The sequence below is a fragment of the Chryseobacterium sp. AG844 genome, from assembly GCF_003182335.1.
Lineage (GTDB): Bacteria > Bacteroidota > Bacteroidia > Flavobacteriales > Weeksellaceae > Chryseobacterium > Chryseobacterium cupriresistens.
In genome coordinates, this window is sequence record NZ_QGTV01000018.1 from 51755 (window position 1) to 68515 (window position 16761).

Consider the following 16761-nt stretch of genomic DNA (forward strand, 5'->3'; position numbering starts at 1 on the left):
CAAATGTAAGGTTTTTATGAAAACATAATTTTTTTTATTATATTAGCGGAACTAATAAAAATAAATCAAAAATGAGAAAAAAACTGTTTTCGTTAGCTATTCCTGCATTATTTATTGCTGCTGTAGTGGTTTCTTGTAAAAAAGACAAACCACTTACGAGTGAAAGTAATGAAGTGACGACTACCAAAGAAGGTAGCCAGTTCACTTTGGATACCCTAAACAGTAAGGTTGAATGGAAGGGATATAAAGTATTTAAATCTGAGAATACAAGCCATTTTGGAACCATCAGGTTTGAAAGCGGAGATGTGACGGTGAAAGACGGAAAACTGGAAAGCGGAAAATTCGTTGCTGATATGAACTCTTTAACTTCTGTGGACCTGAAAGACAGCCCGGAAGATTTAGGGAAATTAAATGGCCACCTGAAAAGCGGAGATTTCTTTGAAGTTGAAAAATTCCCAACAGCTTCTTATGAGATTACAAAGGTTACTCCGGCTACAGAAGGGGATTATAATACTCTTCTTGATGGTAATTTAACCATTAAAGGAATTACAAAACCTGTTCAGTTTAAAGCTAATGTTTCTGTGAAAGATGGAGAAGTAAGTGTAGCTACTGAGCCGAAAGATATCAAGAGGGAAGAGTTTGGAGTAAAGTTCCAGGCTCCTGCTGAAAACGGTGTAATCAAAGACGAGGTAACTCTTCAGATCAGCGTTAAAGCTTTAGAAAAGAAATAATTTTTTTATTTAAGTGAAATAAGTGATTGAAGTCTGCCTCCCGAAAAAGAGGCAGATTTTTTTTTGACGGACTTATTATTCAACTTAAAATCGTATTTTTGCAAAACATTTTGAAAGGGTAAAATAATGATAGAAAAGATAGAAGAACTACTGGTCGAAGTAAACGGCTTCAATGCTACCTCTAAGGAAGAGATCGAAAACTTCCGAATCAAGTACAACGGTAAAAAAGGGGTTCTGAATGATTTTTTTGAAAAATTTAAAGAAGTTCCTAACGACCAAAAGAAAGAATTCGGACAGAAAATCAATACTTTGAAGCAGGCAGTGGCTGTAAAACTGGAGGATTTGAAAAATGCTTCCGCATCTTCTGTTGTGATTGAAAAGGAAGATCTTACAAGACCTGCTTTTCCATTGGAATTGGGTTCAAGACATCCGATCAATCTGGTAAAAAACAGAATTATTGAAATCTTCAAATCTATCGGTTTTGCAGTGGCAGACGGACCAGAGATTGAAGATGACTGGCATAACTTTACCGCGCTTAACCTTCCGGAATATCACCCGGCAAGAGATATGCAGGATACATTCTTCATTGAGCAGAATCCTGATATTCTTTTGAGAACGCATACTTCTTCCGTACAAACGCGTTATATGGAAGAAAACCAGCCGCCTATCAGAATTTTATCTCCGGGAAGAGTATTCAGAAACGAAGCAATCTCTTCACGTTCTCACTGTATTTTCCATCAGATTGAAGGACTGTATATTGACGAAAATGTAAGCTTTGCAGACCTGAAGCAAACAATCCAGTTCTTTACTACTGAGCTTTTCGGAAAATCTAAAATCAGAATGAGACCTTCTTTCTTCCCTTTCACAGAGCCAAGTGCTGAAATTGATGTGTATTGGGGATTAAACTCAGAAACAGATTACAGGATTACAAAAGGTACAGGATGGCTGGAAATTATGGGATGCGGAATGGTAGACCCTGCCGTACTGAAAAATGTGAATATCGATGCTGAGAAATATTCAGGATATGCATTCGGAATGGGTATTGAAAGAATCACGATGCTTCTTTACCAGATGAGTGACATCAGAATGTTCTTCGAAAATGATATCAGAACACTTGAACAATTCAAAACGCTATAAAAAATCAAACCTCCGGAGCTCCGGAGGTTTTTTGTTTTTAATTACTGACCTAAGAAACAAAACGTAATTAAAAACTGATCTTATTGAAGAATTTACACGTGTCTGTTTCTTATGCCCATACTTCGGATCTGTTGAATTGAAGTATTGACATGCTGCGGCTCTTTAGCCTGCCTCTATTATAAAGACAATCTGTGTTAAGAATATATTACATAAGAAATGAAAAAAAGCCTGTAAAATTTACAGGCTATATCTTTAAAAATAAGGATTGTTATTTAGTGAACTTTAAAGGGTACTTCACATTTTTGTAATCATCAATGCTGGCTTTCAGTGATCCTACTGCAAGTTCAGCCTTCAACAGCATAGGAATGTGGTTGGAATCATTGGAAACCCACATGGTTACGCCTTCTTTTTCCTTAAACACTCTTCCGCTTTTTACAGAAGGAATAATTTTTAAACAGTTAATAGTTCCAAATTTGGTTTTTAAATTTTCTGTTCCTGTTACTTTCAGCTGGAAAGGAAACATTTCATCATCAATCCACACATTCATATTGATAACCGTTCCTACTTTCAATTCATCGGGACTTTTACTTCTTAAATAATAAAAGCAGGAAAGCATATCCTGAACCCCTTTTACTGATTTCAGAACTTTAGAACCATTGGCCGGTGTCTTTTTATCTGTTAAAATTAAAGTGTTGTTATCGTGATTAAAAACGGTTTCAAAATGCTGGCGGTAACTTCCTTCACGTACATTTCTTACATAAAAGCTTGGTAATCCCGTCTGTGTATTGATGAAACTTTCATATAAATCTTCTACTTTGAAGAATGCTTTTACGGCACCTGTAGTTTGTCCTGTTCCTTTCACATAGAGATGTGGTACTCCTTTGTAGGTGGTTTGCTTGGTAGTAAGATTGGCAGTTCCCGCATTAAGGAAACCATAGTGAATTCTAAGAGTAATAGATTCGCCATCTGCGATATTATCAATCTGGGCCGAGCCTAAAAAGAATATAAATACAGCAAAAAGGTTCAAAAGTTTATTCATAACAAGACTTTTACAAAAATATTGCCAAATTTAAAATCTTAAAAGATAGATATTTGACAAATCTCAGGTTTTTATTTAGAATCAATTAAATATGCTTCGCATTAAAATTAGTAAATTTGCAGTTACATGTATAATTAAATTATCTTAAAGATTATGATAACCACTGATATATTGATCATAGGTGCGGGACCTACAGGACTTTTTGCAGTTTTTGAAGCTGGTTTATTAAAAATGAAGTGTCATATTATTGATGCACTTCCACAGCCGGGAGGGCAATTGGCTGAACTTTATCCTAAAAAACCTATTTTCGATATCCCTGGTTATCCTTCTGTGAATGCCGGAGAATTGGTGGATAATCTGATGGAGCAGATCAAGCAGTTCCAGCCTGGATTTACTTTAGGGGAGACCGCTGTTTCTTATACAAAAATAGACGATGAATGGTTTGAGGTAATTACCAACAAAGGAACCGTTCACAGATGTAAAGCGATTGCCATTGCAGGAGGTTTAGGGACTTTTGAGCCAAGAAAACCTACTTTTGAAAATATTGCTGACTATGAAGAAAAAGGTCTTGAATATTTCGTTAAAGAACCTGAACACTTCAGAAATAAAAAAGTGGTGATTGCTGGTGGAGGTGACTCTGCGTTAGACTGGAGCATCTTCCTTTCCAATGTTGCCAGTGAAGTAACTTTGATCCACAGAAGAAATGAATTCAGAGGAGCTTTGGATTCTGTAGAGAAAGTTCAGGATCTGAAAAACCAGGGAAAAATCAAATTAATTACGCCTGCTGAAGTTACCGGTATTAAAGGTGACGGAAAAGTAGAAGCCATCACGGTAGAAGTGGAAGGACAGGATGCTTATGATATTGAAACTGATTATTTCATTCCTTTATTCGGATTGACACCAAAATTGGGTGAGATCGGAAACTGGGGATTAAATATCGAAAAAAATGCAATCGTTGTAAACAATGCTCTTGATTATCAAACTAACATTGATGGTATCTACGCTATCGGGGATATCAACACCTATCCAGGTAAATTAAAGTTGATCCTTTGTGGTTTCCACGAGGCTACTTTAATGTGTCAGAGTGTTTACAACAGATTAAATCCTGGTAAAAAATTCGTATTAAAATATACAACGGTAAGTGGTGTAGACGGATTTGACGGAAGCCGTAAAGAAGCAGAGAAGGCAGTTGTGAAAAAAATTGACTAATTTTGCAGAATTATGTCAGACGTTAATATTAAAATCACCGACAGAGAAGGGGTAACCCACGATGTCGTAGCGCCTACGGATATGTCCATGAATTTAATGGAAATTATCCGTTCCTATGAATTGGCAGAAGAAGGTACTATTGGGGTATGCGGAGGAATGGCGATGTGTGCTTCATGCCAGGTATATGTAATCAATGATCCGGGTCTGGAACCAATGGGAGATGAAGAAGATGCCATGCTGGCTGAAGCTTTCCACGTGAAAGACAACAGCAGATTAGGATGTCAGTTACATATTGCCGATGCCATGGAAGGGCTCGAAGTGGAAATTGCTCCTTATCCTTAGAAAATATTTTTTAATCTTAATAAGAAACCCGTCCGGATTTTCCGGACGGGTTTTGTTTTTATATTTATTTCTGAGAACATATATACTCGTGTCTGATTAGAGTGTCTTCTTTAATGATTTCTAAGTAACTTTCACCTTCATTCTTTATAAAGTAATCTCCCAGTTCTATTTCATCTTTATAGGAAATCCACCATTGGCCGTTGTCATAGCATTCACAAGGTAGAATGCTTTCAGGAATAGTTCCCTTTAATTTAATAGATTTTATACCTTCAATGCTTTCGACTCTAATTTTACATTTTTGCTTCTTAACTCTTTCCATAGAAGCCTTGCAATCTTCCATAAAATAAGAAGAAAGAGCAGGAACAATAACGAATATAGTTACAAATACTGTGGCAACTCCGAGCATTTCTTTATTAACGTTGTAGTTATTCATGTGAAAGACTATAAAACTTAAATTTTCTCCTTAGAAATCCATTTCCCAACCATAGGGGCCTGGTAATTTCTCATCTTTTCCAGCAGGCCACCAATGGTATCGCTGATCAGCAGCATATCTCTGTTTATTTGCTTTAAAAATCCTTTATCCACCATGGTTTGAACCAGATTGATCAGATCATCATAAAATCCGTCAATATTCAGAATTCCGATTGGTTTTTTGTGAAGCCCGAGCTGTGCCCAGGTGACCATCTCAAAAAACTCTTCCAATGTACCATAGCCGCCGGGAAGAACGATAACTCCATCACAAAGTTCATTCATTTTGGTTTTTCTTTCGTGCATGGTTTCCACGATGATAAGTTCTGTCAGGTTCTTGTGGGCAATTTCTTTGGATTGTAAAAAGTGGGGAAGGACTCCAATAACCTTGCCTCCTTCGGTTAATGCTCCGTCTGCTATTGTTCCCATCAAACCCACATCAGCACCGCCATAAATAAGCTGTATCCCTTGTTGAGCTAAAGTTTGTCCCAATAAAAATGCCTGTTCTTTGTAAATGTCGTGCGAGCCAAAACTTGAGCCGCAGAATACGGTGATACTTTTCATTGTATATGATTTGTTTTTTTATTCTATTGCTGGGGTGCTTCGACAAGCTCAGCATGACATCTCTAATACTAACTGCTTTTTTTAGAGATAAATTTTTAGCCGCGTCATGCTGAGCCTGTCGAAGCATTTTTATAATTAATTAAATATATTCATTAAAACTAAAAATATCCAAAATCATAAGACTTTGGATATTAATATCGTTATTTTAATGTTCTATTTCTGAGGGATATTCGCTAAAATATCTTTCAGGAAACTCCAGAATTTCTGAGTTGAAGGAATATTCGCTCTTTCATCAGGAGAGTGCGCTCCTCTGATGGTTGGTCCAAAGCTTACCATTTCCATTTCAGGATAGTTGGCACCGATGATTCCACATTCAAGTCCAGCATGACAAGCTACTACATGAGGTTTTTCAGTGAACTTTTCAATATAAAGTTTCTCCATCAGCTGTACAATCTCTGAACCAGGTTTTGGCTTCCATCCCGGATATGAACCGCTGAATTCAACATTCATTCCAGCAAGCTCTGCTACCGATTTCAATTGCTCTGCCACTGAATATTTCGAAGAATCTACAGAAGACCTTGTAAGGTTTAAAATCTTAAGTTCCCCGCCTTTCAGTTCTACTCTTGCTACGTTGTTAGACGCTTCTACAAGATCAGCCACATCAGGGCTCATTCTGTATACTCCGTTGTGAAGAGCCTTTAAAGTAAGGATCACTTTTTTTGAATCTGCTTCTGAAATCGCTTTGTCGGAAGACGTAGAGTTTTCAATATTGATCTGGATTCCCGGTTCTACAGCAGCAAATTCTTCTAAGATCTCTTTTTTAAGAACCGTTACATTTTCAATAAATTCCTGAGCATTTCTCACTGAAATTACAGCAACTCCTTCTCTTGGGATAGCATTTCTCAACCCTCCGCTGTCGATAGAGATCAATTCAATATTCTGGTTTTCCAATCCTGTATACAGAAGTCTTCCCAAAATGATATTGGCATTTCCGAAACCTTTATGGATGTCCATTCCGGAGTGTCCACCCTGTAGCCCTTTTACTTCAAGTCTTACAATTTGTCCTTTTGAAGTTTCTGCAGCATAGGTTTGAGTGATTGTCACGTCTACACCTCCTGCACAGCCAATATCAATTTCATCATCCTCTTCCGTATCAAGATTCAAAAGAATTTGTCCTGTCAATTGTCCTGGTTTTAATCCTAAAGCACCTGTCATTCCAGTCTCTTCATCAATCGTGAAAAGAGCTTCCAATGCAGGGTGTGGAATATCTGAACTCTCAAGGATAGACATGATGGTTGCTACTCCTAAACCATTATCAGCGCCCAAAGTAGTTCCTTTTGCTTTTACCCAGTCACCGTCAATTTCCATTTTGATTCCTTCGGTTTCAAAATCGAAATTCACATCATTGTTTTTTTGGCAAACCATATCAAGGTGCGATTGAAGCACAATAGATTTACGGTTTTCCATTCCTGCCGTGGCTGGTTTCTTAATAATAACGTTTCCTACTTCATCTACCGTAGTTTCCAGTCCTAAATTTTCACCAAATCCTTTGATAAAAGCTATTACTTTTTCCTCCTTTTTTGAAGGTCTTGGAACAGCATTTAATCTGGAGAAATTTTTCCATATAATCTGCGGTTCTATATTAGATAATTCCATTGAAATTTATTTTTCTCAAATTTACGAAATAAAAAATGCTTCCGTGAGATACAGAAGCATTTTTGTAGGATTTAGCTTTATTAACATCCGCATTCTCCATAGATCGGAGTGGTAAATGTAGTTCCGTCCGGTTTCTCTATAGTCAGAGTTCCTTCAAACAGTAAAGCTTCTTCGCCCTTTATTTTTTTACCTTTTACAGAAATTTTGTAATCATCATTTTCTATTTCCTTGGTAAGCAATTCATCTACTTCCATGTCACTTGATGAAATGAGATTCATCGCCAGTCTTTTACCGTCAAGCATCATGTATGCTGTTTTTCCGGCATCATCCGCATAGATATATCTTTCATTTTCAAAATCAGATTTGCTGGCTGCAAAATAGCATGAACATTCTTTGATTTCTTTTGGAAACGGAATGGTTCCCACCAGAATATTTCCTGAAGAAGGTCCGATAGAAGCAGTATCTTTAGTGATATGTAAAGAATCAGCAGGAGCAGAACCTGACACAGTTTCTTTTTCCTTTTTACAAGCTACTAATAGAAATGCGGAAAATACAATGATTACATATTTCATGTCTTTGTGGTTTTATTATTTGTTTATCCTCTTGCTCTTTCAAGAAGTGTCATCATCAACAAAGAAAGGATTACCAGGCTTTCTTCCTCATCATCAATATCAATCAGTCTGTCCAGCTGAAATCTTCTTCCGAAGAATGAAGGCATTTTTTTAAGCTTAAAATAAGCCTTTCCATCAATTCCTGTTACGGTGTAAGATGGATTAAGGAAATACCCTGTAAACATCCCGATGATAGGAAGTTCTCCTACAAAGCTGTCCCAGAATCTTACCCATGCACTGTCTTCCTGAATTTTAAACTTAGGCTGATCATGTGCATCCAGGATATCATAACTTGCTTTCCAGATAGAACGCATTCCTTTTCTTGCCAGCCTGCCGAAGTTTTTGTTGTCGATGAGGTCGTTCAAAGAATAAGAAGCGTTGAAATCAATCCATTGGTTAGCTTTAATTCTGAAAAGTTCCTTAGACTTGCTTTCATCATTAAAGACGATAACATCTTCTTTTAACTTGAACATTTTCTGACGAACATATGCCACATAATTTCCGTTTTTGTCAGTAATGTTGAAGTCACTTGCTAAAGTAGTGATTTTGAATTTGAAATCCAGAGGATAATTAAGATTGTTAAGTACCATATCAGTTTATTTTTTTCATATTTAATTTAAGGCGCAAATATAAAGGTTTTTTTAGTGTTCTCAGGTACACGGGAAATATAAAATATCATAATGGGACATTAATTTCATGGTCAATTGTCAATTTTTGCTGCGCAAAGTCAATAGTCAATAATCACTTTATACAAATTCACAAACGAAGTGAATTGACCATTCACGATTCACTATCAATTATCAACTTTAATCCTTATTTTTGTACTTATGGATTACCCTAGTAAAGTATTGGCAAAGGCAGTAGATGAAATTTCCGGGCTGCCTGGAATTGGCAGGAAAACGGCTCTGAGATTAGCATTACATTTGCTAAAGCAGCCCAATTCCCGAGCTGTAAGCCTTGGCAACTCCCTGATTAATCTTGTTAATGAAATAAAGTACTGCAAAGAATGTCATAATTTTTCGGATTTTGACATCTGTGAAATATGCAGCAATGAAAAGAGAAATGGCGAACTGATTTGTATCGTTGAAGATGTACGGGATGTGATTGCCATAGAAAATACAGGAAAATACACCGGGAAATATCTGATTCTTGGCGGGAAAATTTCTCCCATGGAAGGAGTAGGGCCAGGCCAGCTGAATATTCCAAGCATAGAAAAAAAACTGAATGACGGACAGGTAAAGGAATTTATTTTCGCACTGAGTGCTACGATGGAAGGAGATACAACGGCTTATTATATTTACAAGAAATTTAAAAGTTTCAATGTGAATTTTTCCAGCATTGCAAGAGGAATTTCTGTAGGGGATGAACTGGAATATGCAGATGAAATTTCTTTGGGGAGATCTATTATCAACAGACTGCCTTACAACGAAAAGGATTAATATGAAGTTGTCCGTTATTATTGTTAATTATAATGTTACCCAATTGCTCAGAAGCTGCCTACTGTCGCTCCGGAAGTATGTACAGGATATAGATTATGAGGTGATTGTCATTGATAATGCTTCTGCGGATAGCTCATGGCGAGATCTTATTTCTGAATTTCCCAACGTACATTTTATATCTTCTGCAACAAATGGTGGTTTTGCAAAAGCAAATAACCAGGCTGTCCGGAAGGCAAAAGGAGAATATATTTTGCTTTTGAATCCTGATACGGAATTTGAAGGGTTTTACATGAAAGAACTGCTGGATTTTGCAGATGCACAGCCTTCATTCGGATGTCTGGGGGTGAGAATGCATGATGCCGGAGGAAATTTTCTTCCTGAAAGCAAGCGATCGGTTCCGGATATGTTCAATTCATTTGAAAAGCTGTTTACCAATTTTAAAAAGAACAACTCGAAATCCTATTACAGAAACGATGTAGAAGAAAATGCTATTGCTGAAGTGGAAGTAATCACCGGAGCATTTTTATTGGCTAAAAAAGATGTTTACGAGGCAATAGGAGGATTGGATGAAGCTTATTTTATGTATGGAGAAGATATTGATCTCTGTTATACTTTTTTAAGAAACGGATATCAAAACTTCTATTACGGGAAAGTTTCAATTCTTCATCACAAAGGGGAAAGTACCATTAAAGATGAAGTATACCTCAACAGATTTTACGGAGCCATGCAGATCTTTATTGATAAATATTATAAAGAATCGAAGCCTGTACAGTATTCATTTTTAAAGGCAGGATTAAAGCTTCGGCATCAGATTGAAAAGATCAGGTTAAAATAAAAAAGCAACTCAATTTGAGTTGCTTTTGTTGTATGTAAGATGATATTCTTCTTATTTTGCCGGTGCAGGAGTCTGTGCCGGAGTGGTTGTGGAAGAAGCAGGAGCTGACTGTTTTGCCGGAGCCTCTTTCTTAGCAGGCTGTTGTGTAGGAAGTGCCTGAGAAGGCTTACCTGTAATAACAACGCTTAAAAGGATAAGAACGATGATAGTTCCGCCCAGAGTCCATGTTGCTTTTTCCATGAAATCATTGGTTCTCTGTACCCCGAACTGTGCAGATGATGCACCTCCGAATGTACTGGAAAGGCCTCCTCCTTTTGGATTTTGTGCCATAACAATAATTACCAATAAGACACTGGCAATCATAATAAGAACCATCAATAGTGTAAATATAGTATCCATTAATTCTGATATCTTTTTGAATGGGCAAATTTAATCTTTTTTTACTGAATTACAAAAAAAGATACCGCCAAATGTTGATAAAAATAAAAACGGCAACATTTGTTGCCGTTCTTTCTATAAAAATAGGATGTTATTATTTAAAATCAGCATCTGTAGCCTTATTGATCTCATAAGACTTTACAGTCATGGTCATATCCATTCCCATCTGGCTTACAGAGATCGTGAAAGGCATTTTTACGCCTTCTACATCTTTATAATTAGAGTAGGTTGTCGGAATGGTCATTTCCTGACCTTTAGCTTTTATTTTTTTAGTCTCTCCGGTTTTTAATCCCGTTGCCACACTGTAGTAATACGTAGTATTTCCACCTTTAATAGCATAAGAATCTTCCCCGCCGATTTTCTCGATTCCTCCTAATTTATAGTCGGGAGATTTTGCAAACCCCAATTCTTCGAAAATCTCAGGATTTTTTTGTTTTTCAGCAATTTCCTCCGGTGTGATGTCAACCTTTTGTCCCATTTGCATAGAATAGCCGGTTTTCCCGTCGAATACCTGCTTCTGAACAACCTGTCCCATTGCAGTTACCGTGGTAAGTTCTTTTCCGCCTTGTGCTTTAACGATTTTAAAATCGATGTTTTGCCCTTGCATAGACATGGAAGCATTGGTTGTATAAGACGTGATTTTCGCCAGATTAGCTTTTCCTCCGATAGCATTGATGTACTTGTCAACAACAGTTGAAACGGTTATATTAGCATCCACTTTTTGTACAGTTGGTTTTGCAACGGGGTTGGCTTCTTTATCGAAATATTTTACAGGATAACCCAGTTTTTCCAATCCTTCAGAAATATCAGATGCCTTACCAGCAATGAAAATTCTGCTCTGGTTGGGTAGGATGGTAGCTTTTACGGCATTGGAAACATCTGCTGCAGTTACCTTATCAATAGATTTTAAGTAATTGGTATAAAAATCAGCAGGTAAATCCTGAACCTTCAGGTTTAAAGCAAATCTTGCGATATTGGCAGGTTGTTCCAGGGCAAGAATGAATGCTCCTTTTAATTTAGCTTTAGCGTTCGCTAATTCTTCTGGTTTTATGGTAGAGATCGCATTAAGTTCATTCATGAATTCCTTAACAGCTTTGTCTGTAACCTCATTTCTTACACTTGCACTCGCAGAGAATTGTGGAGAATACTTGCTGGCCACCATTTCTGAGTAAGCCCCATAGGTAAATCCGTTTTTCTCACGAAGGTTCATGAAAAGTCTGGCTTCACCGCCACCACCAAGGATGTAATTGGCGATTGTAGCAGGGAAGTAGTTGGCATCTTTCATTTTCAGGGTGTTCAGGTTGTTTAAAGAAACAACAGACTGTACTGCAGAAGGAACATCTACTACGTTAATCTCTGTTTTAGCAACATTAGAAGCAGGTTCTAATGGTGTAATAGGAGTGTTTGCTTTTTTCCAGCCACTGAAAGCTTTTTCGATCAAAGGTTTTACTTGGTCAAACTTTACGTCTCCTACAATTACTAAATAAGCATTATCCGGAGCGTAGTATTTTTTATAAATATTTTGTACGTCAGCAAGCTGGATTTTGCTGATAGATTCAACCGTTTCAAACTCACCTCTTGACGTATTCTTCCCATACATCAAAGCGTTGGATACTCTTTCAGCAATAGAAGAAGCATTTTTTTCATCAGCTTTTAATCCTTCAATCGTTCTCTCCTTAGAGTTTTGAATTTCTTCAGCAGAAAATTTAGGATTAATAATGGCATCAGCCATTAAACCTAGAACTTCAGGGAAATATTTTGAAAGTGAATTGGCAGAAGCACCTCCCGAAGAGAAATTAAGGTTTGCTCCAAGATAATCTACTTTTTTGTTGAAGTCGTCTTTGCTGATATTGGTAGTTCCGTTTTCGAACTGCTCAGCCATAATTCCGCTTACTCCGGTTACTGCTCCTTCGTTGTATGGAGGTCTGTCCATAGAAAGGCTGGCACTTACTCTTGGTAATTTGTTGTTCTCAACCACCATTACGGTAAGACCGTTGCTTAGCTGGAAAGTTTTTGGCTTCGCAATGTTAATCGCGGGAGTAGGTCCTGGTTTTGGCATTGCATTAAGATCTATTTTTTGTGCTGAAACCATTCCTGTAAAGAAAAATGCTGCAGCTATATATGTTAATTGCTTTTTCATTTGTAAAAATTTAATTTTTAATAATCATATTATCTCCTAAGAAGCTGAATAATTACTTTTTCTCAGGAACGTAGTTAATGATTATTCTTTGGTTGGAATTAAGATACTTTTTAGCAGCATTTTGAAGATCCTGTCTGGTGATAGATCTGTAAATGTCGATTTCTTTGTTGATCAGATTCGTATCACCCATCAATACATGGTTGGTTGCCAATGAAGCAGCAATTCCCTCAATGCTTGAATTGGCATTTACAAACTGGTTTTCGTATTGGTTTTGAAGTTTTTGATAATCTTCTTCAGAAATTAAAGTAGTCTGAAGCTTTTTGATTTCAGCATCAATGTCAGTCTGTAACGCCTGTTTTGTAGTTTGTCCCATTGGAATTGCGAAGAAGGCAAAAATACTGTAATCTTCAAGTCCCTGGTTGAAAGCAGCCACCTGAAGTGCTTTTTTGTCCTGGTCTACTAATTTTTTATATAAAACCGAAGATTTACCGCTGCTTAAATAAGAAGAAAGCATATCTAAAACATAAGCATCTTTCTCTTTGTTAGCCGGAGTTCTGTATGCGAACACATAAGCCGGAAGCTGGATGTTAGGATCTGTAGCAGTTACTTCTTTTTCCTGAGTGATAGGAGTTTCTTTCGGGAAATCTTTTGGATAAAGGGTTCCTTTTGGAATGCCTCCATAGTAGGTTTCGATCCATTTCTTAGTCTGCTCAGGCTTGATATCTCCTGCAACCACTAAAGTAGCATTATTCGGAACGTAATATTTTTTATAAAACGCCTGGAATTCCTCTAACTTAGCAGAGTTCAGATCTTCCATTGAACCGATTGTCGGCCAGTTGTATGGGTGGTTTGTGAATAAATTTTTCTGAATAGTAGTGAAAAGATTTCCATAAGGCTGGTTATCCATTCTTAATCTTTTCTCTTCTTTTACAACCTCTCTCTGGGTATCTACACCAATCTGGTTGATAACAGCGTGACGCATTCTTTCTGCCTCCATCCAAAGACCAAGCTGTTCATTGTTGGAAGGGAATGTTTCATAGTAATACGTTCTGTCATTGGTCGTGTTGGCGTTGTTCTGCCCTCCGTTTGAAGAAACGATTTTAAACCAGTCTCCTCTCTTAATATTAGGAGTTCCTTCGAATAAAAGGTGTTCAAAGAAGTGAGCAAAACCAGTTCTGCCTTTTACTTCATCTTTTGCACCTACATGGTACATTACACCTGTTGTTACCACCGGTGCCGAGTTATCCTGATGAAGAATTACGTGAAGACCATTGGGAAGGTCATACTCTTCGAATTTGATTTGCTGTGCATTCAGCATTAGCCCGAAAAAAGCTACGGCAGCAGCAGAAAGAAGTCGCTTTTTCATAAAATTTAGAAATTGTTTACCAATTAGTATGAAAAGTGAATTAAATGTTACAGAATGTGTATAAATATAAAGGTGACGGTGAATAGTGAATGGTGAATTCGCTTCGCTTGTCAATTTGTTACGTGATTCGGGTTGCGGGATTTGAGACCAAGACTAATCATTCGCAATTCACTTGCGAAGCAAAATTGACCATTGACAAATACTATCTGAATACTTCAAATTCCTAACTTCTCTATGAAAGTTTGAATTCTCCTCCGAATACCTTAATTTTGTGTTCCCAAAATTTTTTTGCTGTATGGACTATTTGAAAGGACTCAACGAATCACAATATGAAGCTGTTACCTCTTTACAAGGACCTCTGATGGTACTTGCCGGAGCAGGTTCCGGGAAAACGCGTGTACTGACCATGCGTATTGCCCATTTGATACACAACGGAATAGACCCTTTCAATATTCTGGCGCTTACCTTTACCAATAAAGCAGCACGTGAGATGAAAGAACGTATCGCCAAAGTAGTAGGGGACAGCAATGCAAGAAGCCTTTGGATGGGAACCTTTCACTCGGTTTTTGCAAGAATTTTAAGAATTGAAGCCCATTATCTTGGGTATCCTTCCAATTTTACCATCTATGATCAGCAGGATGCTTTGAACGTGATCAAAAAGGTACTGAAGGATATGAATATTGATGCTGATCTTTATAAACCTAAAAAAGTTCAGGCAAGAATTTCAACATACAAAAATAATCTGATTACAGTAAAAGCTTATTTCAACAATCCGGAACTGATGGAAGCGGATGAAAAAGCGAATATGAAATTCATCGGGCAGATTTATCAGAAATACGTAGATCAGTGTTTCAGAAACGGATCTATGGATTTTGATGATCTTTTATTGAAAACCAATGAACTATTGACCCGTTTTCCGGAAGTACTGGCAAAATATCAGGACAGATTCAGATACATCATGGTGGATGAGTATCAGGATACCAACCACTCCCAGTATCTTATTGTAAAAGCTTTGGCTTCGAAATTTGAAAATATCTGTGTGGTAGGAGATGATGCACAGTCTATTTACTCTTTCCGTGGAGCGAATATCTACAATATCTTAAACTTTAAAAAAGATTATCCCGATGCTATAACGGTATCTCTGGAGCAGAATTACCGCTCTACACAGAATATTGTAAACGCTGCTAATGTGGTCATCGCTAAAAACCTGCAGCAATTTAAGAAAAATGTGTTCAGTGATAATGAAGAAGGGGATAAAATTAAAATATACCGTTCCCTTTCCGATGCTGATGAAGCCAATTTCGTGGCAGGAAATATCTGGGAACTTCGTAACCGTGACCAGAGAAAATACAGCGATTTTGCTATTTTATACAGAACCAACTCTCAGACACGTGCTTTTGAAGATGCCCTGAGACGTAAAAATATTCCGTACAAAGTGTATGGAGGACTTTCTTTTTATCAAAGAAAAGAAGTAAAAGACCTTATTGGATACCTTCGTCTGCTGATCAATGAAAATGATTCTGAAGCATTGATGAGGATCATCAATTATCCTGCAAGAGGAATTGGAGAAACGACACAGAATAAACTGATCGTTTTTGCTGATGCCCACAACATTGCTGTTTCAAAAGTATTGGAGAATCTTCCGATGTATGCACCGCAATTAGGTTTGAACAATGGAGTTTTAAACAAACTGAATGACTTCTGGTCCATGATCAAAGCTTTTCAGGTATTGCTGAAAACAGAAACGGCTTACAGTGTTGCTATGGAAGTGGCAAAGCGAAGCGGTTTAATCAAGTTTTTAAAAGATGATCAGACTCCTGAAGGAATTTCCAGAGTAGAAAACGTACAGGAATTGATGAACTCTATGCAGGGGTTCATTGAAGAACAGATGCAGCTTGAAGATGGAGATCCGAGTCTTTCCAATTTCCTTGAAAATATTGCCCTTTCTGCAGATACTCAGGATAAAGAACTGGAAGATGATATGGTTTCTCTGATGACGATTCACCTTTCAAAAGGACTGGAATTCCCGGTGGTTCACCTGGTAGGACTTGAAGAAAACCTTTTCCCAAGCTTTATGAGCTCGGCAACCAGAGAAGACCTTGAAGAGGAGAGGAGATTATTTTATGTGGCATTGACAAGAGCAGAAAAGCAAGCTTTCTTCTCCTATGCGGTTTCCCGTTTTCAGTGGGGGAAAATTACAGATGCTGAACCTTCAAGATTCTTAAGCGAAATTGATGATGAATATATTGAATTCCTTAATCCTGCGCTGGAAAAAAGGTTTATCAATAATTCAGGAGTGAAATCCAATATCTTTGATGAGCATCCATCTGAAATGAGATCTTTCAAAAAGGTTGAGAAAAAGACCATCGACAGAGGTGATACTTCGAAACCTGCTCCGGAAGTCAGAAAGCTGAAACCGGTAAGCACTGCTAAAATTATCAATCCAAGCGGAGCTTCTTCTCAGGATATTGAAGTAGGAGATAAAGTGAGACACGACCGTTTTGGAATAGGAGAAGTTACTTTCTTAGACGGAACAGATCCTCAGAACATCAAAGCAAAAGTAGTTTTCATGCATGAAGGAGAAAAAAATCTGATCCTGAAATATGCTAAACTGACTAAGATTTAAATTTAAAAATAAAGATACAAAGAAACGGATTCAAAGTTTGAGTCCGTTTTTTATTGTTTAAGCGCTAAGTTCACAATGTAGCTATTACGGTGTTTAGATCTTTTCGATCGCAAAGGCGTATACTTAGCAGAGATAATTTTCCTTGCTGAACGAAGTGCCC

At 37.4% G+C, this 16761-nt stretch carries 16 protein-coding genes; 7 read left to right on the top strand and 9 right to left on the bottom strand.

What is annotated here, in order from left to right; all coding sequences use genetic code 11:
• Window positions 1–71: 71 nt before the first annotated feature.
• Together DEU40_RS16605 and pheS are read left to right on the top strand one after the other, a co-directional pair.
• A complete protein-coding gene (locus DEU40_RS16605) occupies window positions 72–731 on the top strand; it encodes a YceI family protein (RefSeq protein ID WP_110010875.1) in 660 nt (219 codons plus the stop codon).
• Between the two features lie 126 nt (window positions 732–857).
• Window positions 858–1868 carry a phenylalanine--tRNA ligase subunit alpha gene (gene pheS / locus DEU40_RS16610; RefSeq protein WP_110010876.1) on the top strand — a complete coding sequence of 337 codons (1011 nt, stop codon included), beginning with the start codon at window positions 858–860 and terminating at the stop codon, window positions 1866–1868.
• 268 nt (window positions 1869–2136) lie between these two features.
• On the opposite strand, the gene DEU40_RS16615 is transcribed toward pheS, so the two are convergent.
• The gene (locus tag DEU40_RS16615) at window positions 2137–2907 is read right to left on the bottom strand and encodes a DUF3108 domain-containing protein (protein WP_110010877.1); all 771 of its coding nucleotides are present in this window, start codon (window positions 2905–2907) and stop codon (window positions 2137–2139) included.
• A gap of 153 nt (window positions 2908–3060) precedes the next feature.
• On the opposite strand from DEU40_RS16615, the gene DEU40_RS16620 reads away from it, so the two are divergent.
• Window positions 3061–4116: an NAD(P)/FAD-dependent oxidoreductase gene (locus DEU40_RS16620; protein WP_110010878.1), complete on the top strand. Its 1056-nt coding sequence runs from the start codon at window positions 3061–3063 to the stop codon at window positions 4114–4116.
• A 12-nt stretch (window positions 4117–4128) separates the two neighbouring features.
• Window positions 4129–4458: a 2Fe-2S iron-sulfur cluster-binding protein gene (locus tag DEU40_RS16625; protein ID WP_034697026.1), complete on the top strand. Its 330-nt coding sequence runs from the start codon at window positions 4129–4131 to the stop codon at window positions 4456–4458.
• A 64-nt stretch (window positions 4459–4522) separates the two neighbouring features.
• Here the strand turns inward: DEU40_RS16625 and DEU40_RS16630 are convergent, their stop codons facing one another.
• From DEU40_RS16630 to DEU40_RS16650, 5 genes are all read right to left on the bottom strand, one after another.
• A complete protein-coding gene (locus DEU40_RS16630; protein ID WP_110010879.1) occupies window positions 4523–4891 on the bottom strand; it encodes a hypothetical protein in 369 nt (122 codons plus the stop codon).
• A 17-nt stretch (window positions 4892–4908) separates the two neighbouring features.
• Window positions 4909–5490, bottom strand: a complete 582-nt coding sequence (locus DEU40_RS16635) for a TIGR00730 family Rossman fold protein (protein ID WP_110010880.1) — start codon at window positions 5488–5490, stop codon at window positions 4909–4911.
• A gap of 213 nt (window positions 5491–5703) precedes the next feature.
• Window positions 5704–7146 (bottom strand): aminoacyl-histidine dipeptidase, encoded by a 1443-nt coding sequence (locus DEU40_RS16640; protein ID WP_110010881.1) that lies wholly within the window; start codon window positions 7144–7146, stop codon window positions 5704–5706.
• A gap of 80 nt (window positions 7147–7226) precedes the next feature.
• Window positions 7227–7718 carry a hypothetical protein gene (locus tag DEU40_RS16645; protein ID WP_110010882.1) on the bottom strand — a complete coding sequence of 164 codons (492 nt, stop codon included), beginning with the start codon at window positions 7716–7718 and terminating at the stop codon, window positions 7227–7229.
• A 23-nt stretch (window positions 7719–7741) separates the two neighbouring features.
• Window positions 7742–8347, bottom strand: a complete 606-nt coding sequence (locus DEU40_RS16650) for a hypothetical protein (RefSeq protein WP_110010883.1) — start codon at window positions 8345–8347, stop codon at window positions 7742–7744.
• Window positions 8348–8584: 237 nt separating this feature from the next.
• Here DEU40_RS16650 and recR point away from each other — a divergent pair, with 237 nt between their 5' ends.
• Window positions 8585–9196 (top strand): recombination mediator RecR, encoded by a 612-nt coding sequence (gene recR, locus DEU40_RS16655; RefSeq protein ID WP_110010884.1) that lies wholly within the window; start codon window positions 8585–8587, stop codon window positions 9194–9196.
• Window positions 9192–10031: a glycosyltransferase family 2 protein gene (locus DEU40_RS16660; protein ID WP_110010923.1), complete on the top strand. Its 840-nt coding sequence runs from the start codon at window positions 9192–9194 to the stop codon at window positions 10029–10031. The genes recR and DEU40_RS16660 overlap by 5 nt, the downstream gene beginning before the upstream one ends.
• A 51-nt stretch (window positions 10032–10082) precedes the next feature.
• Here the strand turns inward: DEU40_RS16660 and secG are convergent, their stop codons facing one another.
• The 3 genes from secG to DEU40_RS16675 form a co-directional block, all read right to left on the bottom strand.
• Window positions 10083–10430 (bottom strand): preprotein translocase subunit SecG, encoded by a 348-nt coding sequence (secG, locus tag DEU40_RS16665; RefSeq protein WP_110010885.1) that lies wholly within the window; start codon window positions 10428–10430, stop codon window positions 10083–10085.
• A 133-nt stretch (window positions 10431–10563) separates the two neighbouring features.
• Window positions 10564–12609, bottom strand: coding sequence for a M16 family metallopeptidase (locus DEU40_RS16670; protein ID WP_110010886.1), 2046 nt, complete (start codon window positions 12607–12609; stop codon window positions 10564–10566).
• Between the two features lie 52 nt (window positions 12610–12661).
• A complete protein-coding gene (locus DEU40_RS16675) occupies window positions 12662–13975 on the bottom strand; it encodes a M16 family metallopeptidase (protein ID WP_110010887.1) in 1314 nt (437 codons plus the stop codon).
• A 295-nt stretch (window positions 13976–14270) separates the two neighbouring features.
• On the opposite strand from DEU40_RS16675, the gene DEU40_RS16680 reads away from it, so the two are divergent.
• Complete coding sequence (locus DEU40_RS16680) at window positions 14271–16601, top strand: ATP-dependent helicase (protein WP_110010888.1); 2331 nt, start codon at window positions 14271–14273, stop codon at window positions 16599–16601.
• The last annotated feature ends 160 nt before the right edge of the window (window positions 16602–16761 follow it).